The sequence below is a fragment of the Arthrobacter cavernae genome, assembly GCF_017368795.1.
GTDB lineage: Bacteria > Actinomycetota > Actinomycetes > Actinomycetales > Micrococcaceae > Arthrobacter > Arthrobacter cavernae.
The window spans coordinates 1-19,890 of the sequence record NZ_JAFNLL010000031.1; the positions used below are offsets into that span (position 1 = coordinate 1).

At 67.2% G+C, this 19,890-nt stretch carries 17 protein-coding genes; 7 read left to right on the forward strand and 10 right to left on the reverse strand.

The window, feature by feature from the left end; genetic code table 11:
- Window positions 1–142 precede the first annotated feature (142 nt).
- Complete coding sequence (locus J1902_RS12895) at window positions 143–970, reverse strand: helix-turn-helix transcriptional regulator (RefSeq protein ID WP_207616657.1); 828 nt, start codon at window positions 968–970, stop codon at window positions 143–145.
- 77 nt (window positions 971–1,047) lie between these two features.
- On the opposite strand from J1902_RS12895, the gene ilvD reads away from it, so the two are divergent.
- On the forward strand, window positions 1,048–2,919 hold the full coding sequence (ilvD, locus tag J1902_RS12900; RefSeq protein WP_207616659.1) for a dihydroxy-acid dehydratase: 1,872 nt from the start codon (window positions 1,048–1,050) through the stop codon (window positions 2,917–2,919).
- Window positions 2,920–3,010: 91 nt separating this feature from the next.
- Here ilvD and trmB read toward each other — a convergent pair whose 3' ends face one another.
- Window positions 3,011–3,925, reverse strand: coding sequence for a tRNA (guanosine(46)-N7)-methyltransferase TrmB (trmB, locus tag J1902_RS12905; protein ID WP_207616661.1), 915 nt, complete (start codon window positions 3,923–3,925; stop codon window positions 3,011–3,013).
- A 176-nt stretch (window positions 3,926–4,101) separates the two neighbouring features.
- Here trmB and J1902_RS12910 point away from each other — a divergent pair, with 176 nt between their 5' ends.
- Window positions 4,102–5,379, forward strand: a complete 1,278-nt coding sequence (locus J1902_RS12910) for an MFS transporter (protein WP_207616663.1) — start codon at window positions 4,102–4,104, stop codon at window positions 5,377–5,379.
- 89 nt (window positions 5,380–5,468) lie between these two features.
- On the opposite strand, the gene J1902_RS12915 is transcribed toward J1902_RS12910, so the two are convergent.
- Window positions 5,469–6,317 carry a PfkB family carbohydrate kinase gene (locus J1902_RS12915; RefSeq protein ID WP_207616664.1) on the reverse strand — a complete coding sequence of 283 codons (849 nt, stop codon included), beginning with the start codon at window positions 6,315–6,317 and terminating at the stop codon, window positions 5,469–5,471.
- Window positions 6,318–6,351: 34 nt separating this feature from the next.
- A complete protein-coding gene (locus J1902_RS12920; RefSeq protein ID WP_207616666.1) occupies window positions 6,352–7,128 on the reverse strand; it encodes a GntR family transcriptional regulator in 777 nt (258 codons plus the stop codon).
- Between the two features lie 136 nt (window positions 7,129–7,264).
- Here J1902_RS12920 and J1902_RS12925 point away from each other — a divergent pair, with 136 nt between their 5' ends.
- Together J1902_RS12925 and J1902_RS12930 are read left to right on the forward strand one after the other, a co-directional pair.
- A complete protein-coding gene (locus J1902_RS12925) occupies window positions 7,265–8,731 on the forward strand; it encodes an MFS transporter (RefSeq protein WP_307794445.1) in 1,467 nt (488 codons plus the stop codon).
- Window positions 8,732–8,766: 35 nt separating this feature from the next.
- Complete coding sequence (locus J1902_RS12930; protein WP_207616668.1) at window positions 8,767–9,750, forward strand: nucleoside hydrolase; 984 nt, start codon at window positions 8,767–8,769, stop codon at window positions 9,748–9,750.
- 89 nt (window positions 9,751–9,839) lie between these two features.
- Here the strand turns inward: J1902_RS12930 and J1902_RS12935 are convergent, their stop codons facing one another.
- The 6 genes from J1902_RS12935 to J1902_RS12960 form a co-directional block, all read right to left on the reverse strand.
- The gene (locus tag J1902_RS12935) at window positions 9,840–10,616 is read right to left on the reverse strand and encodes an amino acid ABC transporter ATP-binding protein (protein WP_278253642.1); all 777 of its coding nucleotides are present in this window, start codon (window positions 10,614–10,616) and stop codon (window positions 9,840–9,842) included.
- Entirely contained in the window at window positions 10,613–11,503 is an 891-nt protein-coding gene (locus J1902_RS12940; RefSeq protein WP_307794454.1) for an amino acid ABC transporter permease, read from the reverse strand. Before J1902_RS12940 ends, J1902_RS12935 begins: the two co-directional genes overlap by 4 nt.
- 149 nt (window positions 11,504–11,652) lie before the next feature.
- Window positions 11,653–12,591 carry an ABC transporter substrate-binding protein gene (locus J1902_RS12945; RefSeq protein WP_207616672.1) on the reverse strand — a complete coding sequence of 313 codons (939 nt, stop codon included), beginning with the start codon at window positions 12,589–12,591 and terminating at the stop codon, window positions 11,653–11,655.
- An 81-nt stretch (window positions 12,592–12,672) separates the two neighbouring features.
- Window positions 12,673–14,259 carry a phytoene desaturase family protein gene (locus J1902_RS12950; protein ID WP_207616673.1) on the reverse strand — a complete coding sequence of 529 codons (1,587 nt, stop codon included), beginning with the start codon at window positions 14,257–14,259 and terminating at the stop codon, window positions 12,673–12,675.
- 241 nt (window positions 14,260–14,500) lie between these two features.
- A complete protein-coding gene (locus J1902_RS12955) occupies window positions 14,501–15,796 on the reverse strand; it encodes an MFS transporter (RefSeq protein WP_207616675.1) in 1,296 nt (431 codons plus the stop codon).
- A gap of 29 nt (window positions 15,797–15,825) precedes the next feature.
- A complete protein-coding gene (locus tag J1902_RS12960) occupies window positions 15,826–17,055 on the reverse strand; it encodes a M20 metallopeptidase family protein (protein ID WP_207616677.1) in 1,230 nt (409 codons plus the stop codon).
- 143 nt (window positions 17,056–17,198) lie between these two features.
- On the opposite strand from J1902_RS12960, the gene J1902_RS12965 reads away from it, so the two are divergent.
- The 3 genes from J1902_RS12965 to J1902_RS12975 all read left to right on the forward strand — a co-directional run bounded on the left by J1902_RS12965 (window position 17,199) and on the right by J1902_RS12975 (window position 19,887).
- Entirely contained in the window at window positions 17,199–18,233 is a 1,035-nt protein-coding gene (locus J1902_RS12965; protein ID WP_207616679.1) for an Lrp/AsnC family transcriptional regulator, read from the forward strand.
- 210 nt (window positions 18,234–18,443) lie between these two features.
- Window positions 18,444–19,061 carry a DUF1326 domain-containing protein gene (locus tag J1902_RS12970; protein ID WP_207616681.1) on the forward strand — a complete coding sequence of 206 codons (618 nt, stop codon included), beginning with the start codon at window positions 18,444–18,446 and terminating at the stop codon, window positions 19,059–19,061.
- A gap of 127 nt (window positions 19,062–19,188) precedes the next feature.
- Window positions 19,189–19,887 carry a DUF2182 domain-containing protein gene (locus J1902_RS12975; RefSeq protein ID WP_307794446.1) on the forward strand — a complete coding sequence of 233 codons (699 nt, stop codon included), beginning with the start codon at window positions 19,189–19,191 and terminating at the stop codon, window positions 19,885–19,887.
- Window positions 19,888–19,890 lie beyond the last annotated feature (3 nt).

Below are 19,890 nucleotides of genomic sequence, written 5' to 3' on the forward strand. Positions count from 1 at the left end.
CGTGCCACCGTGGAGTGACACATCACACAGGATAGCCGCTGCCCGGAGTGCGCGCAAAGCACGGCCTGGCCTGCGTGCAGGACCAAGCGGCGTCCCGAGGGCCCCGACACGAGCTTGCGAGTGTTGGGAAGGGACCTCCGCGCTAGCCGGCCACCAGGGCCGGCATCAGTTGTGCGGTGGGCGTGCCCGGCGCCGGGGCGTACATGACCAGGTGCAGTTCCGGCGCGTCCGAGGGCACCAGGCGGTGCTGTTCAAAGACCAGTTCGCCCAAGACCGGGTGCAGGAAGACCCGTTGCCTGGAGGCGAACCGCTCCACGCCGCGGTCGGCCCAGAGCTGGGCGAATTCCGGGCTGGCCGTGCCCAGCCGGCTGATCAGGGCGGTGTGGGCGGCCGATCCGAGCCGGGCACCGGCCTCGGCCCGGAACTCGGCCACGAAATGGCGTGAGGTTTCTTCCCAGTCGGGCAGCATCTCGCGCAGGTGCGGATCCGTGAAGATCAGCCAGAGCAGGTTCCTCTCGGCCGGGTCCACGGACGCGATGGGGGAGTAGAGGCCGGCGTAGGCCCGGTTCCAGCCGGTGATTCCCCAGTCCGGGGCCACGGCGAAGGCCGGGAAGTCGAGGGAATCCAGGAGCCGTTGCAGGTGCGCCGGGGCCGCCTCGATCGTGGCCATTTCCGCGGCGGGCACGGGAGCGTATCCGCCTAGTGCGAGCAGATACGACCTCTCGGCGCCTGTCAGGCGAAGCACGCGGGCAACGGCCTCGAGCACCTGACGGGAGGCGTTGATCTCCCGGCCCTGCTCCAGCCAGGTGTACCAGGTGACGCTGACCGCGGCGAAAGAGGCGACCTCCTCGCGGCGCAGTCCCTGGGTGCGGCGGCGCCCGATGGGCGGCAGCCCCAGTTCCGCCCGGACCAGGTTCCCGCGCCGGTCACGCAGGAACTGCCCCAGCTCCCGCCGTCGTTCATCACTCATTCCAAAAATCTAGCACTGCCACTACTAGTACCAGCACCGACTTCCACCGCTGGCCCTTTCACTGATTGACTGGTTTGATGCCTCCTCTACGTTCACGAACAGTCACCCATGGCCGCAACATGGTCGGCGCACGCGCTCTGCTCCGCGCTGCCGGCGTCAATGGCGCCGATTTCGGAAAGCCGATCATCGCCGTCGCCAACAGCTTCACCGAATTCGTCCCCGGACACACCCACCTCCAGCCGGTGGGACGCATCGTCTCCGACGCCATCATCGAGGCCGGCGGCATCCCGCGCGAGTTCAATACCATCGCCGTCGACGACGGCATCGCGATGGGCCACGGGGGCATGCTCTACTCGCTGCCCTCCCGGGATCTGATCGCCGACTCGGTGGAGTACATGGTCAACGCGCACTGCGCCGATGCCCTGATCTGCATCTCCAATTGCGACAAGATCACCCCCGGCATGATGATGGCGGCCATGCGCCTGAACATCCCCACCGTCTTTGTCAGCGGAGGCCCCATGGAAGGCGGCACCGCCGTCCTGGTGGACGGCACCGTGCGCAAGCGCCTGAACCTGATCTCCGCGATCGCCGATGCCGTCAACGACTCCGTCTCCGACGAGGATCTGCTGCGCATCGAGGAAACGTCCTGCCCCACCTGCGGTTCCTGCTCGGGCATGTTCACGGCCAACTCCATGAACTGCCTCACCGAGGCGCTCGGCCTCTCGCTGCCGGGCAACGGCACCACCCTGGCCACGCACACGGCCCGCAAGGAGCTGTACCAGGACGCCGGCAAAGCGATCGTGGACATCACCAACGCCTACTACTCCGACGACGACGAATCCGTGCTGCCGCGCGCCATCGCAGGCCGCGCCGCGTTCGAGAACGCCATGACCATGGACATCGCCATGGGCGGTTCGTCCAACACCATCCTGCACCTGCTCGCCGCGGCGCAGGAGGCCGAGCTCGACTTCACCCTTGAAGACATCGACGCGATCTCGCGCCGCACCCCGTGCCTGACCAAGGTGGCCCCCAACGGCGACTACCTGGTGGAGGACGTCCACCGCGCCGGCGGCATCCCGGCCATCCTGGGTGAACTTGACCGCGGCGGAATGCTCAACCACGATGTGCGCTCCGTGCACGGGACCGATCTCCGCTCCTGGCTTAACGACTGGGACATCCGCGGCGGCAAGGCCACCGATACCGCCGTCGAACTGTTCCACGCGGCCCCCGGCTGCGTCCGCTCTGCCACGGCCTTCTCCCAGTCCGAGCGCTGGGACACGCTGGACACCGATGACGAGAACGGCTGTATCCGCTCGATCGAAAACGCCCACACCGTGGAGGGCGGCCTGGCCGTGCTCCGGGGCAACATCTCGGTGGATGGCTGCGTGGTGAAGACCGCCGGCGTGGACGAATCGATCTTCAAGTTCTCCGGCCCGGCCGTGGTCTTCGAATCGCAGGATGCCGCGGTGGAAGCCATCCTGAGCAAGCAGATCGTGGCCGGCGACGTGGTCGTCATCCGCTACGAAGGACCCCGCGGCGGCCCCGGCATGCAGGAAATGCTCTACCCGACGTCGTTCCTGAAGGGTCTGGGGCTGGGCGCGAAGTGCGCCCTGATCACCGATGGCCGCTTCTCCGGCGGTACCTCGGGACTGTCGATCGGCCACATCTCCCCCGAGGCTGCCGCAGGAGGGGCCATCGCGCTCGTCGAGAACGGGGACACGATTTCCATCGACATTCCCTCCCGCTCCATCACCGTGGAAGTGCCCGACGACGAACTTGACCGCCGCCGTGCGCTGCTGGAAGCGAGCACCGGCTACCAGCCCCGCAACCGTGAGCGCGCCGTCTCACCCGCGCTGCGCGCCTACGCGGCCTTCGCGCTTTCGGCAGACAAGGGCGCCGTGCGGCACGTGCCGCTGGAACCCCTGCCGGCAACAGCCACGCTGGTCTAAGCAACACCGAAACGTGCCTTGCGGGTCCGCATCAGCAGCGGGCCCGCAAGGGGCGGGCCGGCCGCCAACGGGCCGGCCACCATCGTGCTGGCTAGATCTTGCGGTACGTGAGGTCGAAGATCATGCGGCCGGCTTCGTGCGCCTTGCCCTCGAAGCTGGTGCGGATGCGGCCGTCGAAGCGCGGAGCCCAGCCGCCCACATGGTCCACGCCCTCGTTGGGTCCGGTGTGTTCCGTGCTGACGGGGGCGCGGCCTGCCTTGACAGGAGCGCCGCCCACCATGGACTCGACGCCGGATTCCCACACCTGGGTGAGGGGGCTCTCGGTGCCGCTCCGCTCGCCTTCGTGCATGTTCTCGAACTCGGTGGAACCGGCCAGGACCTCGCGCACGTGCACGGCGTAGTTGGACCAGTCGGTGGCGATCCGCCAGAAGCCGCCCTTTTCCAGGGCCTTGGCCGCGATGCCGGCAAAGGCGGGCTGGATGAGGCGGCGCTTGTGGTGCCGGGCCTTGTGCCAGGGGTCCGGGAAGAAGACCCAGAGCTCGCTCACGGATCCGGCCGGGAGCATGGATTCGAGGACCTCGGGGGCGTTGGCCTCGACCACGCGCACGTTGGTCAGGCCGCGGCTGTTGATCTTGATGATGGTGTTGGCGAGCCCGGGCGTGTAGACCTCGACGGCCAGGAAGTCCTTGTCCGGGTTCTGTTCGGCGGCGTGGCAGACGGCGTCGCCCAGGCCGGAGCCGATTTCGACGATCAGGGGAGCCTTGCGGCCAAACACTTCCTCGGCGTCGAACGTGTAGTCCGGGTGTACGGACGTGTTGGCGACATGCCGCGGTACCTGGATGGCCCAGCGGTCCGCGTGCTCTTCCCAGGCGGCCTGGCGGCGGCCCTGCAGGCGGGTGCCGCGGCGCACAAAACTGACCGGCCGGCCGCCGTAGGTGCCGAAGGAAGCCTGGCTTCCGGGGGTCACGGGGCGCGGTGTGTCGGGGGAATCTGGGGTTTCACTCATCCCTTCCAGAATACCTGCGGGCGGTGCGGCCAGAGGTCCCGCAACAAGCAACCATCTTTGAAGCCTGAGGGCAAAGTGAACACGTGTGCAGCGCTACCAATGGGCCGGAAAGTGGTCAGATGTTGAGGGACGGAGGATGCGGTGCCGGACGTTGCGGGGGTGGTGCGACTGCGAGAATGGGGAGTGTGACGCTTCCCGAGAAACCCCACGCAGCCGCCTCTGAACTGCTCGTCGACGCCGAGATCGACGACGTCCCCGCCGCCGCGCCCACCCGCGTCACCACGCGCCGCGGGCTCGTTTTCCTGGGGATCTGCCTGGTCCTGATCGGCCTCAACCTGAGGACCGTGTTCTCGAGCTTTTCGGCGGTCTTGCCGGAGGTCACCGCCGACGCCGGCCTGCCGGGCTGGGCGGTGGTGGTGCTCACCACCGTGCCGGTCACCCTGCTGGGCGTGTTCGCGCCGCTGGCCCCGGTCCTGGCCCGCCGCTTCGGCGCCGAACGGGTGCTGCTGGGGGCCATGGCGGTGCTGACGGCCGGGCTGCTACTGCGCCCCGTGGATCTCGCCGGCGGCCACTTGACGGCGCTTCTCCTCGGGACGGCCGCCTGCGGTGCAGCGATCGCCCTCTGCAACGTGCTGCTTCCGGGCTTAGTCAAGCGCGACTTCCCGCACCGGCTCGGCCTCATGGGCGGGCTCTACACGACGGCCATCTGCGCCTCGGCGGCCCTCGGTGCCGGCTTCACCTACCCCGTCTTCACAGCTGCCGGGCACTGGACATCGGCGCTCTGGTTCTGGGCGCTGCCCGCCGGCGTCGTGCTCTTGCTTTTCCTGCCGCTGGCGCTCCGCCAGCGTCCGGTCCGCCACGGCGTGGCGGCCGGCGGGACCAATGTGTGGCGCTCGGCCGTGGCCTGGCAGGTGACCATTTTCATGGCCCTGCAGGCCATGATGTCCTTCAGCGTGTTCGCCTGGCTGGCGCCGATCCTGCGCGACCGCGGAATCGACGGCGGCACGGCCGGGCTGATCGTGTCCGTCTCGATCGTCCTGCAGATGCTGGGCTCCTTCCTGGCGCCGGGCCTGGCGGCACGTTTCAAGGACCAGCGCACCATCAACGCCGTGGTGGCGCTCATGACCGGCGGCGGCTTCGCCCTGAGCATCTTCGGACCCACGGAGCTGATCTGGGTGTGGACGGGGCTGCTGGGGCTGGGCCAGGGGAGCCTGACCGCCGTGGCACTGACCATGATCATGCTGCGCACCCGGGACGCGCACACCGCCGCACACCTGTCCGGCATGATGCAGGGTGTCGGCTACGGACTGGGGTCCACGGGGACCCTCATGGTGGGCCAGCTGCACCAGGCCACGGGAGGCTTCGCCGCGGCCGGCGTGCTGTTCCTCGTGGTGGGGTCCCTGGCCGCCGTGTTCGGCTACCGGGCGGGCCGGAACCGGTATGTGGGCGGCTAGGCCTTCGCCGATTCGTCCCCAACTAGGTCGCAGTTGTTGTCGTTTTGGGCCCTCATAACGACAACAAATGCTACCTAGTTGGGGTTGGCTTAGACAGCCGTCACGTAGCCTTCAAGCCGTCCCAGTTCCGGCTGCGAGGAGGCCTGGCCGACAGCGTCGGCACCCACGGCGTTGGCGGCCGCGAGCGCCTGTTCATCGGAGAGGCCGTTGCGCAGGCCCAGGACGAACGCGGCGCAGAAGGCATCGCCGGCGCCGATCGTGTTGACCACCTTGGCCGACAGTCCGGCCGCGCGCGCCACCTCCTTGCCGTCGCGGAAGAGGGCCGATCCGTCCTTGCCGTAGGTCACGGCAACCAGCCGGGCCTCGGACAGTTCCGGGATGAGCTCGTACTCGGTCTCGTTGACGATGAGCAGGTCGCAGCGCTGCACGAGCTCCGCCGGGAGCGGCTGCGCCGGTGCCGCGTTGAGCGCGAAGTAGCCCGGGTGCCGGCGGGCGGCCTCGACCACGATGTCCAGGCCCACCTCAAGCTGGGACAGTACGATCTCGTCCTCTGCAAAGGCGACGCCGTCCAGGGCCACCTCGGCGTTCGCTCCGGGGCACACCACAATCTGGTTCTCGCCCTCACTGTCCACGACGATCAGCGCCGTGCCTGTGGGCGTCGAGCGGCGCGCGACGTCGGCCACGTCCACCCCCGCGGAGGTGAGGGCATCCAGCATCTCCCGGCCGGCGTCGTCGTTCCCTACGGCGCCGATCATGCGCGCGGCGCCGTCAAGGCGGGCGGCCGCGGCGGCCTGGTTGGCTCCCTTGCCGCCGGGTTGCCGGCTCAGGGTGCCGTCGCCGATGGTTTCGCCGGCGGTGGGGAGGCGTCCGGCGGTGGCGATGATGTCCAGGTTGATGCTGCCGAGGACGGTGAGGGGCTTGGTGGTGGAGGGATTCATGGGGTTCCTTGCTGGGCGGAGCGGGGGGGAGTGGTCAGGACTGACGGACGGAGAGGTGCCCGGCCCTGGCGGTGACGAGGCACTTGGCCAGATAGAACGGGGCGCCGTCGCGCTGGACGTATTGGGTGAGGACCATGACGGAGTCGGTGCCGCGGAGGTCCAGGAGCTTCGCGCGGCTGGGTCCCGCTGTGGTCAGGCCGATGTCGCAGCGGCCGGGACCGAGCGTCGGGCCCAGCGCCGCCGTGAGCGCCGTGAGCATGGTCCCGCTTCCGGGCCCGACGGCGAGGGCCGCGGCCACGTCTTCGCGTCCGCCGGGGGTGCCGGGATGGGTGGAGATGTGTTCCTGCAGGTGGGCGATCTTCTCGCCGTCCCGGGAGATGACGGTTTCCCAGAGGAGGCATTCCTGGTCCATTTCGGCGCCGATGCCGGGGGCGATGAATTCCGACGCCGGCTGGCGGACTGCCTGGATCCGTTCGAGCGAGACGGGGTGGTCCGGGATTGCGAGGAGGTCCTCGAAGGGCTGGATGCGTTCGACGCCGAGTCGGGGGAGGGACTCCGAGACGAAGCGGCCCACGCCGCGCTTGGCACGGACCAGCCCGTCTTCCTCCAGGAGCATGAGTGCCTCCCGGACCACTGTGCGGCTGACTTCCATGGCCGTGCCGAGTTCGGTTTCGGTGGGCAGCAGGGATCCGGGGCGCAGGGTGCCCCGCCGGATGGCCTCCGCGATGCGCGAATAGGCGGCCACGCGCAGGGGCAGCCCCGGCTGGTTGCGGAGGGGGCCAGCCCAGGGGCGGACGTCATTGTCAGTCATGAGGCCTCGTTTCGTCTCGGTAGGGACAGTGTAGTCATAATCACAACTTGATGTTGTACTTGCTCGTAATACGTGCTTGTATAACAACTCATAGCCAGCCAGGGACGCCCGCCCCTGCCAAACAAGGGAGTTTGCTGTGATCACCCCAACTACGCCCGCGCCGGACGCGGCCAGCGCCACCGAGACGGACGCCGTTCTTCACGGCGCCGCCCAGCACAACACCGGCCAGCACGGCGCCAAGGCCACCACGCTCATCATCACGCTCCTGCTCGGTGTGCTGTCCTTCCAGCTCAACGCGAGCATGGTCACCCCCGCACTGCCGCAGATCGGCGCACACTTCGGCGCAGACGCCGGGGCCGTGGCACAGGTCCAGTCCATGTTCTTCCTGGCCGGCGCCATCTCCGGCCCCATCATGGGCCGCTGGAGCGACTTCATCGGCCGCCGCCGGGCACTCCTGCTCGTGCTCACCGTGATGGCTGTCGGAACGGTCCTCTGCCTCGTCGCCCCGAGCATGCCGGTCCTGATCGTGGGCCGCTTCCTGCAGGGTGTCTCCAGCGCCATCTTCGCGCTCGCCTACATCGTGCTGCGCGAGAACCTCGACGCCAAGGTGTTCGGCACCTCGGTGGGCATCATCGCCGCGGTCAATGGCGGTGTCGCCGGCTTTGACGGCTACGTCGGTGGCCTCATGACCGAGGCCTTCGGCTTCCAGTCGATCTTCCTGGTGGTCTTGGCACTCGCTGCCATCGCCGCCGTGTGCATCATCCGCGTGGTCCCGGCCGGCGGCGCCGTTGCGACGGCCGCAGCAACCGGCGGCCGCATGGACTGGTGGGGTGCCGCCTTCCTTTCGGTCTTCCTGGTCTGCCTGAGCTACTTTGTCAGCACAGGTTCCTCCGCCGGCTGGGTTTCCGTGGAGGCCCTCCTGCTGCTCGCCGCAACCATCGCGTCCTTCATCGCGTTCGTCGCCGCCGAAAAGCGCCGCAGTTCCCCGCTCATCGCCGTCCACCACCTGCGTTCCCGCAACGTCTGGACCGTCATCGCCACCACCGTGCTGACGCTTGCCGGCATCTTCGCCATCATGAACTTCACCGTGGTGCTCCTGAGCCAGGACGGCCCCAGCGGCTTCGGCCTCAGCGCGTCCCTCTCGGCCCTGCTGTTCCTGACCCCGGCCGCGCTCATCGGTGTGTTCGCCGCACCCCTCGCCGGCTGGCTTACGAGCCGCACCGGCTGGATCAAGACCCTGCGCATCGGCACGGCCCTCAGCCTCGTGTGCGCCATCGCCGCCGCCCTCTTCGCCGACAACCAGTGGGCCGTGCTGGCCGCCGTCGCCGCCCTCGGAATCTTCTACAATGGCTTCTTCCTCACCTCCATCAACGGGCTCTCCGTGCTGCTTTCGCCCAAGGAAGCCCCGGGCTCGCTGCCTGGAATCAACGGCGCCTCCTTCGGCACGGGGGCGAGCCTCGGCGTCGTGCTCGTGGCCCCCTTCGTGGGTCTTGGCACCCCGGGCGGCTACGCCGCCGCGCTCTGGATTTCGGTGGGCATCACCGCAGCCGCGTTCCTCGTCAGCCTGCTGGTCCCCGCGCCCGACGGCGAGCACGCAGCATAATCACGCACGTTCCGTTTCACAGAAGGACACCCCACATGACTCCCACGCCCCTTTACCTGGACTGCGACACCGGCATCGATGACGCCCTGGCCCTGGCCTATCTTCTGGCCTCGCCGTCGGCCGAGCTGGTGGGCATCGGCAGCGTGAGCGGAAACGTCTCCGCCGCCGTCGGCGCCGTGAACACCCTGGACCTGCTGGCACTGGCCGGCCGCCCGGACATCCCGGTGGCCGTGGGCGCGCACGACCCGCTCGTACGAGCGTTCGACGGCGGTGCGCCGCACGTGCACGGGGCCAACGGAATCGGCGGCGTCGTGCTGCCCACGTCCGGGACCGCTCAGATGGACGAAACCGCGGCCGAGATGCTGGTCCGCCTGGCCAACGAGTATCCGGGCGAGCTGAAGGTCGTGGCGATCGGCCCGCTGACCAACATTGCCCACGCCCTGCGCCTGGAGCCGCGCCTGCCGGAACTCGTTGCCGGTATCACCCTCATGGGCGGCGCCGCGATGGTCCCGGGCAACATCACACCGGTGGCCGAGGCCAACATCGCCAACGACCCCGAGGCCGCCCGCGAAGTCCTCGCCGCCCCGTGGAACGTCACCATGGTCCCGCTGGACGTCACCATGGCCAACGTCCTGGAAGAGGAACACCGCCTGGAGCTCCTCGCCTCGGAAAATCCGGTGGCCCGGGCCCTGGGTGAGATGCTGGGCTACTACTACCGCTTCTACGAGGGCATCTTCGGCCGGGCATGCTCCGCCATGCACGATCCCCTCGCAGCCGCCGTCGCGCTCGACGCCGTCGCGCTGAGGACGGCGCCGGTGGTCCACGCCGAGGTCGACGCCGGCAACGGCCCCGGCCGCGGCCAGACGGTCTGCGACCTGCGCGGCATGCACGTGGGCTACCCGGAGCAGCCAGGCGCCCACTGCCGCGTGGTCCTGGAGCTTGAGCAGGACTTCGCCCCGCACCTGATGGACGTTCTGCTGGGCCGGGTGCCCGCGGCTATCGGGGCCCGCAATTCCTGACCCCTTTTGAAACACGAAAGCCCGCGACACGCCGTGCATCACGGTGTGTCGCGGGCTTCGCTGCGCCAAAGAAGGTCAGGGAGCGCGCCTCAAAGGACGCGGCTGAGGAACTCCTTGGTGCGGTCATGCTGCGGGTTGGCGATGATTTCACGGGGATCGCCCGATTCCACCACCACGCCGCCGTCCATGAAGGTCAGGGTGTCGCCCACTTCACGGGCGAAGCCGATCTCGTGGGTCACCACGATCATGGTCATGCCGGACTTCGCCAGGTCCTTCATCACGTTGAGCACGTCGCCCACAAGCTCGGGGTCCAGGGCCGAGGTCGGTTCGTCGAAGAGCATCAGACCGGGTTCCATGGCCAGGGCGCGGGCGATTGCCACGCGTTGCTGCTGTCCGCCGGAGAGCTGGGCCGGATAGTGGTTGGCACGTTGGGCCAGGCCCACCCGGTCCAGGAGCTCAAGGGCCTGGGTCCGGGCGAAATCCTCGCCCTTTCTTTTGACCTGCGTGGGCGCCTCCATGACGTTTTGCAGGGCCGTCTTGTGCGGGAACAGGTTGAACCGCTGGAAGACCATGCCGATCTCCCGGCGCTGGGCGGCAATCTCCTTCTTCTTGAGGTCGTGTAGGCGGCCGTTGACTTCGCGGTAGCCGATCAACTGGCCGTCCACGGAAATGCGCCCGGCGCTGATGGTCTCCAGCAGATTGATGCAGCGCAGCATCGTGGACTTGCCGGAGCCGGAGGGCCCGATCACCACCGACACCTCGCCCTGCTTCACGGTCAGGTCAATGCCGCGCAGGACGTGGTGCTGGCCGTAGTACTTGTGCAGGCCTTCGATCCGCACCAGCGGCTTTTCGGCGATCATCGTCATTTTGCCTCCTCCTTGGGAAGGTCCGTGCCCGGGCTCTGCTGTGGTGCCGCCACGGCAGCGGCGGCCCGGGCGGCCGCCGGGTTGACCGCCACAGCCGCCTGGCCGGAGTCGACCCCCTTGCCGTAGTAGGCCTCCAGGTAGTGCTGGCCCACCATCAACAGGCTGGTGATCACCAGGTACCAGATCGCCGCGACGATCAGCAGGGGAATGGGCTGGTAGGTCCGGTTGGCCAGGGCGTTGGTCGCGAACGTCAAGTCCAGGGTGAAGGGCACGGCCAGGACCAGGGAAGTGGTCTTGAGCATGCCGATGGTTTCGTTGCCGGTGGGCGGAACGATGATGCGCATGGCCTGCGGCAGGATGATCCGCCACATGATCTTGGCGTCGCTCATACCAAGGGCTTCGGCGGCTTCCGTCTGGCCCTTGTCCACGGACTTCAATCCGGCACGGAAGATCTCGGCCAGGTAGGCCGATTCGTTCAGGGCGAGGCCCAGGATAGCCGCCGCAATCGGGGTGATAATGGACGAGGTGCTGAGGTCGAACAGTTCCGGGCCGAACGGGACGCCAGCGCTGATCTTCGGGTAGAGCACCGCGAGCAGGCCCCAGAAGACCAGCTGGGTGTAGACCGGAGTGCCGCGGAAGAACCACACCCACAGCCAGCTGGACCAGCGGAAAATCGGGTTGTCCGATTGCCGCATGACGGCAAGCAGGATGGCCAGCACGACCGCAATGGCCATCGACGCCACGGTCAGCAGCAGGGTCCACCCCATGCCCTGGACCACCTTGACGTCCAGGATGTAGGTGCCCACGATTTCCCAACGGAAATTCGGGTTGGTCACCATGCTCTGCAGCATGAGGGCCACGAGGCCAAGGATGACGACGGCGCTGATCCAGCGGCCGGGGTGCCTTACCGGGACGGCGTTGTTGAGGACGGGGTTGTTTAGGACCGGAGCCCCGGCGTGCGGCGCTGGTTCTTCGGTATCCGACGCCGGACTGTGCGGCTGGCGCTCCGGCGCCCAGGTGCTTGTGCCGGCCTGCGTCACTGGGACACTGCCGGGTTGAGTTCGGACTTGGTAACGGCGCCCTCGGTGTTGTTCCAGCTCTTGAGGATCTTGGTGTAGCTGCCGTCGGCGATGAGGCTGTTCATCGTCTTGGTCACCAGCTCGGCGAGTGCTGTGTCGCTTTTGGCGACCGTGATGCCCTGGGGTGCGGCGTCGTAGACCTCGCCAAGGGTCTGCAGCTGGTCTCCGGTCTGGGATAGGGCGTAACCGATGATCGGCGAATCGGCTGCCATGACGTCGATGCCGCCGTTGACCAGGCGGGTGGTGACGTCGGCCTGGTTCTTCAGGGAGACAACGTTGATGGCGGGCTTGCCGGCGTCGACGCATGCCTTCGAACGTCCGGAGACATCCGGGTTCTCCTGGATGGTGCCGGTCTGGACGCCGACGGTCTTGCCGCAGAGGTCATCCAGGCTGATGTTCTTTGGGTTTCCCTTCTGGACCGCCCACAGGACCCCGGCGTTGAAGTAGCTCACCATGTTCACGGCCTTGAGGCGTTCCGGGTTGACCGTAAAGGAGGAGATGCCCAGATCGAACTTGGGGCCCAGCGAGGGCAGGATCCCCGCGAACTCTGCAGTCTGCACTTGGGCTTTCAGGCCCAGCTTCGCGGCGATTGCTTTGGCGAGGTCGACGTCGTAGCCCACCGCGGTCTGACCGTCCGGTCCGAGGAACTCGGCCGGGGCGTAGGTGGTGTCCGAGCCGAAGGTCAGAGTGCCCTTGGACCTGATGGCCGCGGGGACCATCTCCGCGAGGGCATCATCCTTGGCAACCGTCGTGGGATCAAAGGCCGCAGCTGCGCCGCCGGAGGCGGCGGGCCCGGCGGGCGCCGTCTCCGAGGCGTTGGTGCAGGAGGTGAGGGCCAGCGCGGCCGCGAGGCCCAGGGCGGCGATGGTGGAGGCTGAACGGGAACGGAGCGGCATCGTTGATGCTCCTTTGCTTCGAGGGACTGACTGCTGGTGAAAAAGGGGCGGCAGGCCGGAGTGCGCCCGGCCTGCCGGCGCTTACTGATCGGCGAGGTTTTCCAGGACGGCCATTGCCGCATTGTGGCCGCCGATGCCGCTCACGCCGCCGCCGCGCCGGGCGCCGGAACCGCAGACGAGGATGCGCGGGTTCCCGGTGCTGACGCCCCAGCGTTCGGCCGCCGTGTTCCGCGGTGCTTCGTCTTCGAGGAACGGCCACTGCAGGGAACCGTGGAAGATGTTGCCGCCGGGCATGTTGATGGCGTGCTCAAGGTCCAGGGTGGTCTTGGTTTCAATGCACGGATTGCCGTTGGCGTCCTTGAGGATCAGGTCCTCGATCGGCTCGGCGAGCACCGAATTCAGTGACGCGAGCACCGCTGCCTGGAGTTCTTCGCGGCGTGCGTCGTTGTTCTCCTCGGTGATCCATCGGTCGGGAACGTGCAGGCCGAAGACGGTAAGCGTCTGTGCCCCGGCTTCCACGAGCTCCGGCGAGAGGATGCTCGGGTCCGTCAGGGAGTGGCAGTAGACCTCGCAGGGCAGCGGGTTCGGGATGGCGCCCCGGAGTGCTTCCTGGAAGGCTTCCTCGAGGCGTCCGTAGCCTTCGTTGATGTGGAACGTTCCACCGAAGGCGGCTTCGGGTGCCACGGATTTGTCGTTGAGCCGGGGTAGCCGTGCGAGCAGCAGGTTGACCTTGACCTGGGCGCCTTCGGGCCGCGCGGACTCCACGGTGCCCTCACCGGCGTGGCCCAGCAGGCCGTTGAGCACCCACGGAGCAATGTTTGTCAGGACGTGCCGTCCCTCCACTGCGTGCTCTTCGCCGTCAAGGCGGTAGCGGACACCGCCGTCGGCGGAGATCGAGGTGACCTCGGCACTGGTGACCAGCCTCGCCCCGGCCTCCCGGGCCGCGCGTTCGAGCTCGCGGGAGACGACGCCCATGCCGCCGATCGGGATGTCCCAGTCGCCGGTTTCATTCCCGACGACGTGGTAGAGGAAGCAGCGGTTGGCATCCAGTGACGGGTCGTCCAGCGACGTGAAGGTGCCGATGAGCGCGTCGGTCGCCACCACGCCGCGGACGACGTCGTTCCCGAAACGCCGGGCGATGGCCTGGCCGAGCGGTTGTTCGATGAGCTCGTCCCACAGGGCGTCGTCGTCGAGCAGCTTGCGGGCTTCGGAGCGGCTCGGCAGCGGTCCGCAGAAGGTGGGGAACAGGGCCCGGGCCAGGCGCTCGGTGTCGGTATTGAATTCCCGCATGGCGTCGAAGTCGGCGTCGTTGCCGGCTACACGCTTGAAGGATCCGCGGGTGGCGTCGGCGTCGGCCCCGTCGATCAGCAGCCCGGCGGCGGTGTTGCCGGGCACCGGGGTGTAGGAGGAGTAGCGGCGGCGGGCCAGTTCGATGTCCAGGCCCAGATCCTCGATGATCTGCTTCGGCATCAGGCTGACCAAATAGGAATACCGTGACAGGCGGGCTTCCACACCTTCGAAGGCGGTGGCGGAGACCGCAGCGCCTCCCAGATGGTCATCGCGCTCCAGTAGGAGCACGTCCTTGCCCGCCCGCGCCAGGTAGGCGGCCGCCGTGAGGCCGTTGTGGCCTCCACCAACAATTACAACGTCGTAAGGGGTGTTGTTCATGCGCCCAACGTAGGGGCAGGCTTCGACTTCCTAATACAACTAACTGTGACTCATAAGCAATTTTCGTCCTTAGGCTGCAAGAATCTGTGACGAGCATCACCGATTGGTGTCTGGAAGCGCATTATTACTTCCAACCGGGCCCTTCATGGCAACCGGCTGAAGACAGGAGCCTTAACAGGAAGGCCCGCGGCGCTCCGTGGAAGACGGAGTGCCGCGGGCCCTGTAAGCCCTTGCAGAGCCCCTAGTGCGTCAGGTCCTTGCCCTTCGTTTCCGGAATGGTGAACACGAACGCGATGCCCACGGCCAGCAGCACGATCGCGTAGACGTTGAACAGGCCGCCCTGGCCGATGCTTGCCAGCCAGGTCTGCAGGTACGGGGCGGTGCCGCCGAACGCCGCAACGCAGATGGAGTAGGGGACGCCGACGCCCACGGTGCGGATCTTGGTGGGGAACAGCTCGGCGTACACGGCCGGGACGATCGCGGCGGCACCGGCAATGAAGAACAGCATCACGGACATGCCGACGGCCAGCTGCCACGGGGAATCCTTCAGCAGCCAGGTCATCGGGAAGTGCATGAGGGCGGAACCGGCGGCGCTGGCAATCAGCACGGGCTTGCGGCCGATCCGGTCCGAGAGCCGGCCCCAGAAGGGGAGCGCGGCGATGAACACGATGTTGCCCACCACGCTGGCCCACAGCGCGGCGCCGCGGTCCATCTTGAGGGTGGTGGAGGCGTAGCTCGGTGCCACCACGCCCCAGACGTAGTAGATGACCGTGAGCCCCACGGTGAGGCCGATGACCTGCAGCGCCTGCTTGCGGTGCCGGAAGATCTGCGGCCACATCGGCTCGTGCTTCTCCTTAACGGTCTCCGCTTCGAAGGCCTCGGTCTCCTTCATCCGTGCCCGCATCACCAAGGCGTACACGCCCAAGGCGCCGCCAATGAGGAATGGAATGCGCCAGCCCCACGCGGCCATGTCGGCCTTGCTCAGCACTCCGGAAAGGACGGCGCCCAGAAGGGTTCCGAACAGGATGCCCACGGTGCCCGAGGTGTAGATGAGCGTGGCCCAGAAGCCGCGCTTTTCCTTGGGGGCCATCTCTGACAGGTACGTCTGGGACGACGGCAGCTCGCCGCCGTGCGCCAGGCCCTGGATGAGGCGGGCGAGCAGCAGCATGATCGAGGCGAACACGCCCACCGACTCGAACGTGGGAGCGATGCCGATCAGCAGGCTGCCGAAGGCGCCGAGGGCGACGGCGAAGGTCATGGAGGTCTTGCGGCCGATCCGGTCGCCGATCCAGCCGAACACGAAGCCACCGAAGGGCCGGGCCACGAAGCCGACGGCGAAGATCGCCAGCGTGGACAGGATGGCCGAGGTGGGATCGGACTTGCTGAAGAGGGCGCTCGCGATGAACGGGGCGAAGGTGGCGTAGATGGCCCAGTCGTACCATTCGACGGCGTTGCCGATGCCGGTGCCGACGAGGGTCCGCAGGTGGGACTTGTGTTCCTGGACTGCTGAGGCTGAGGCGCCTACGGTGGCGGTCATTTCGTGCTCCAAAGTGCTGGGTGGATGGATCAGTTGCCGGCGCCGGCGCTGGCAAGGGTTGCGATGCGGGAGACGGCGAGCTCTGCGTAGAGCGCAGCGCCGTCGGACAGTACGCCGTCGTCAAAAGTGGCATAGGGGGAGTGGTTGAACGGTGAGGTGGTGTGGTCCGCGCCCCGGGGCACGGCGCTGAGACCCACGAACGTGCCGGGCACTTCGGCCAGGACACGCGAGAAATCCTCCGAGCCGCTCATCGGAGTGGCCCAGCGGGAGAGCCGGGAATCGCCGAACATGCCGGAGATGACGTTCTCGGCAGTGTTGGTCTCATCCTCGTCCGTGATGGTGAGGGGGTATTCGCCGCGGTAGTCGACGTCCACCTCGAGGCCGTGGGCGGCAGCGATGCCCTTGAGTAGCACGGGGATGGCCTTCATCATCCGTTCCCGGGATTTTTCCGAGAAGGTGCGGATGGTGGCTTCGAAGCGCGCGGATTCGGGGATGACGTTGCGCTTGGTGCCTGCCTGCAGGAGGCCGACGGTCAGGACCACGGGATCGAACATGTTGAACTGACGGGTAATCATGACCTGCAAGGCCGTCACCATTTCGGCGGCTGCAGTGACCGGGTCCTTCGCCGAATACGGCGCGGAGCCGTGGCCGCCTGCCCCCAGGACGGTGACGAAGAGCCCGTCGGAGGCGCTAAGCATGACGCCCGGCTTGGTGCAGAACTGGCCGTGCGGCTCCAACGCGGAGAAGACGTGCATGCCGTAGGCGGCATCCACGCGGCGGCCGGCGGCTTCCAGTACACCCTCGCGGATCATGTGGCCCGCGCCGTCGAAGCCTTCCTCTCCCGGCTGGAACATCAGGACGACGTCGCCGGCGAGCTGCTCACGGCGTTCGGCCAGCAGGGTGGCGGCACCGGCAAGCATGGAGGTGTGGAGGTCGTGGCCGCAGGCGTGCATGGCGCCGTCGATGCGTGAGGTGTAGTCGACGCCGGTGCGTTCCTGGACGGGGAGGCCGTCCATGTCGGCGCGGAGCAGGACAGCCGGCTTCTCGGCCGAAGCGTGCGGCGCGCCGCCGCGCAGGACCGCGGTGACCGACGTCGTGCTCTCACCGAGGGTGATTTCGTACGGCAGCCCGTCGAGCGCCTTGAGGACTTTTTCCTGGGTCCGGGGGAGGTCCAGGCCGATCTCCGGCTCCTGATGGAGCTCGTGGCGGAACCGCGCGATTTCGCCCTGCAGTTCCTTGGCATCGGTGGTGATCGACATCTGTTCTCCTGTTTCCCGAACGGTTGGTAAGTCCTACTAGCCATTGTGGAGTGACTGGCTTCACAATCTTCCAAAGCCCTGAAAAAATTCACATGAATGCCAGAATTAACAGGATTCACGCATCATCCAGAAGGGAGTCACTGATGGAACTCAGCGAAGAGGACCTGCGGCTGATCAATGCCCTGCAGATCTCGCCACGCATCAGCTGGTCGGACGCAGCCGATGTCCTCGGCGTCCATGCCACCACGCTGGCGTCGCGGTGGGACCGGCTGCGCGAGTCTGGAGCGGCCTGGACAACGGCGCACCTCATGGGTGATCCCAAGAATGCCTGCCTTGCACTGATGGACGTGGACTGTGAAATGCACCTCAGGCCCGAGGTCACCGCCGCGCTCGCAGCAGTTCCAGAGGTCATCACTGTTGAGGAAGCCGCCAGCAACCGTGACCTCATGCTGACCGTGATCACCCAGGACCTGGGCGAGTTCAGCAACCGGCTGCTGCCCAAGCTCAAGGAAATCCGGGGGCTCACCAAGTACCGGACCTCGCTGTGCACCCGGATCCACACCAGCGGCTATGCGTGGCGGCTCAATGTGCTGAGCCGAGCCGAGCAGCAGGCGCTGCGGGCCCTTGCCGGGCCGGAAGCGGCCAATCCATCCGCCCCCTACGCAGTTGTCACCCCGTTGCCGGCGAGCCACATGGCGCTCCTTCCCTTCCTCGCCCGGGACGGAAGGGCCTCCGCCGCGGAAATCGCACGCGCCCTGGGACGACACCCCGCCACGGTGCAGCGTCAGCTCGGCCGCGTGCTGGCGAGCCGGATGCTGTCCTTCCGGTGCGAAATTGCCCAGCAATTCTCGGGCTATCCCATTACATGCCAGTGGTTCGCGAATGTTCCAGCAGGCCAGCATGAAGCCGCGGCTGCCGAACTGCGCGCCGTCAGAAACGTCAGGTTCACGGCTTCCACCACGGGGAGCACCAACTTTGTGATCATCATGTGGCTGCGTTCCCTGGCCGAGGTCATGGAGATGGAACTCGCCATCCAGCAGCGCATTCCGGGCATTGAACTCGTCGAAAGCGTCGTGATGCTGAGTACGGCAAAGCGGGTGGGCTGGATGCTGAACCCGGACTCGACGGCGACTGGCGCCGTGGTACCGACGGCCGCGGAGCTCCCGCCGACGGGGTAGGCGGCCGACGGCGCCGGCTTTCGCGGGAATCACCCTGCCCGGCCGGGGCGGCTACGCGGAGGTTTTCTATGAGTCCCCGCGAGCTATTGACGCCCATGCAGTGCAGGAATAATCTCTGCGTTAACGGGGTTTTTCCCGCGTTCAAACCAAGTTTTCCGATACGCCTAGGCGCGTGTCTCCTAGGCGACGGCGCCAAGGAGGAGAGTCCTGATGTCTTGGGAAATGTCCGGCAAATACGTCGCAAATTGCTCTTGCTCGCTGATCTGTCCCTGCCCTGTCGACAGTCCCCCCACCGGACCCAACGGCGAGTGCCGGGGCGTGGGCGTGTTCCATATCGCAAGCGGAAAGCACGATGACATCGACCTGTCGGGAGTCGACTTCGCTTTCTGCAATTTGTTCCCCTCCAACCTAACCGCAGGCAACTGGAAGGTCGGCGTCATCGTCGACGAAGGAGCGTCGGAGGAACAGGCTGGCGCTCTCGAAGGCATCCTCCACGGCGACGCCGGCGGTCCGTTCGCCGACTTCGCGGCGTTGTACGGGGAATGGCTCGGCGTCGAGCGTGCCAGCGTCACGTTCAACGACGGCGAGACGCCCTCCGCCTCCGTCGCAGGGCGCGCGAGCTTCACATTCGAGCCACTGCCGGGACCTGACGGCGGCGTCACAACCGTCAAGAATGCGATGTTCGGCTTTGCACCCGAGTTCTTGATCGGAAAAGGGCCGGGACACTCGGACCTCTTCGGTCTCGACTTCGACGGGGTCTATGGCGAGACCGCAGACTTCAGCTTCGCGAGCGAGATGACGGAGGGCGCCCCTAAGGGGCGCGCATGATCGCTGGCCGCATATGCCGAACAGGAAACTGATACCCGGACCCGGGGCGCGCCCACCCGCGCGCGCCGGATCCAGGATCGATCCGCGCGAGGCCGGACTAGTCGCGGTTCTCCTCACCCTCGCCTCCGTGAGCTGGGTCGTCACGGCCCCCCGGATGAGCGGTATGGACATGGGTCGCTGGACCGACCCCGGGTCACTCGGATTCTTCCTCACCACATGGGTCGTGATGCTGGCAGCGATGATGTTTCCCTCCGTTGCCCCAATGGTCGTCTCGTACGCGCGTATCCATCGCCACCGCCGCGAGTCCGGACGCCCCGCACCGCGGGGTGGCACCGCGGTGTTCGTGGCCGGCTACCTCATCGCGTGGACGATCTTTGGCGTCGCAGCCTATGCACTCTACGCGTCAGTCGCCGCGCTCTTTCCCAACTTCCTTTCCTCGGATCCCGGGGGTCGCTATTTGGCAGCCGGAGTGATCCTCGCCGCGGCCGCCTACCAGCTCACGGCGGCCAAGAACGTCGCCCTGATGAAATGCCGGACGCCCATGGACTTCATTCTCCGGCGCATGCGTTCAGGGTACGGGGGCGCGCTGCGAATGGGGGTCGAGCACGGCACCTGGTGCATCGGATGCTGCTGGGCCCTCATGGTGGCACTCTTTGCGCTCGGGGTGATGAATGTCGGCTGGATGGCGGTGGTGGGGGCCTTCATCGCGGCCGAGAAGATGCTCCCATGGAAGCGGCTGACCAATCGCTCGGTCGCGATCGCACTGACTGTGATCGCGCTAGTGGTCGCGCTGGCACCCGCCGCGATGCCTGGTCCGGCTCTCTGACAC

Bases quoted from the DNA above. Each gene is read 5' to 3' on its own strand.
- J1902_RS12895 (WP_207616657.1), bottom strand. From the start codon at position 970: ATGAGTGATGAACGACGGCGGGAGCTGGGGCAGTTCCTGCGTGACCGG.
- ilvD (WP_207616659.1), top strand. From the start codon at position 1,048: ATGCCTCCTCTACGTTCACGAACAGTCACCCATGGCCGCAACATGGTC.
- trmB (WP_207616661.1), bottom strand. From the start codon at position 3,925: ATGAGTGAAACCCCAGATTCCCCCGACACACCGCGCCCCGTGACCCCC.
- J1902_RS12910 (WP_207616663.1), top strand. From the start codon at position 4,102: ATGGGGAGTGTGACGCTTCCCGAGAAACCCCACGCAGCCGCCTCTGAA.
- J1902_RS12915 (WP_207616664.1), bottom strand. From the start codon at position 6,317: ATGAATCCCTCCACCACCAAGCCCCTCACCGTCCTCGGCAGCATCAAC.
- J1902_RS12920 (WP_207616666.1), bottom strand. From the start codon at position 7,128: ATGACTGACAATGACGTCCGCCCCTGGGCTGGCCCCCTCCGCAACCAG.
- J1902_RS12930 (WP_207616668.1), top strand. From the start codon at position 8,767: ATGACTCCCACGCCCCTTTACCTGGACTGCGACACCGGCATCGATGAC.
- J1902_RS12935 (WP_278253642.1), bottom strand. From the start codon at position 10,616: ATGACGATGATCGCCGAAAAGCCGCTGGTGCGGATCGAAGGCCTGCAC.
- J1902_RS12945 (WP_207616672.1), bottom strand. From the start codon at position 12,591: ATGCCGCTCCGTTCCCGTTCAGCCTCCACCATCGCCGCCCTGGGCCTC.
- J1902_RS12950 (WP_207616673.1), bottom strand. From the start codon at position 14,259: ATGAACAACACCCCTTACGACGTTGTAATTGTTGGTGGAGGCCACAAC.
- J1902_RS12955 (WP_207616675.1), bottom strand. From the start codon at position 15,796: ATGACCGCCACCGTAGGCGCCTCAGCCTCAGCAGTCCAGGAACACAAG.
- J1902_RS12960 (WP_207616677.1), bottom strand. From the start codon at position 17,055: ATGTCGATCACCACCGATGCCAAGGAACTGCAGGGCGAAATCGCGCGG.
- J1902_RS12965 (WP_207616679.1), top strand. From the start codon at position 17,199: ATGGAACTCAGCGAAGAGGACCTGCGGCTGATCAATGCCCTGCAGATC.
- J1902_RS12970 (WP_207616681.1), top strand. From the start codon at position 18,444: ATGTCTTGGGAAATGTCCGGCAAATACGTCGCAAATTGCTCTTGCTCG.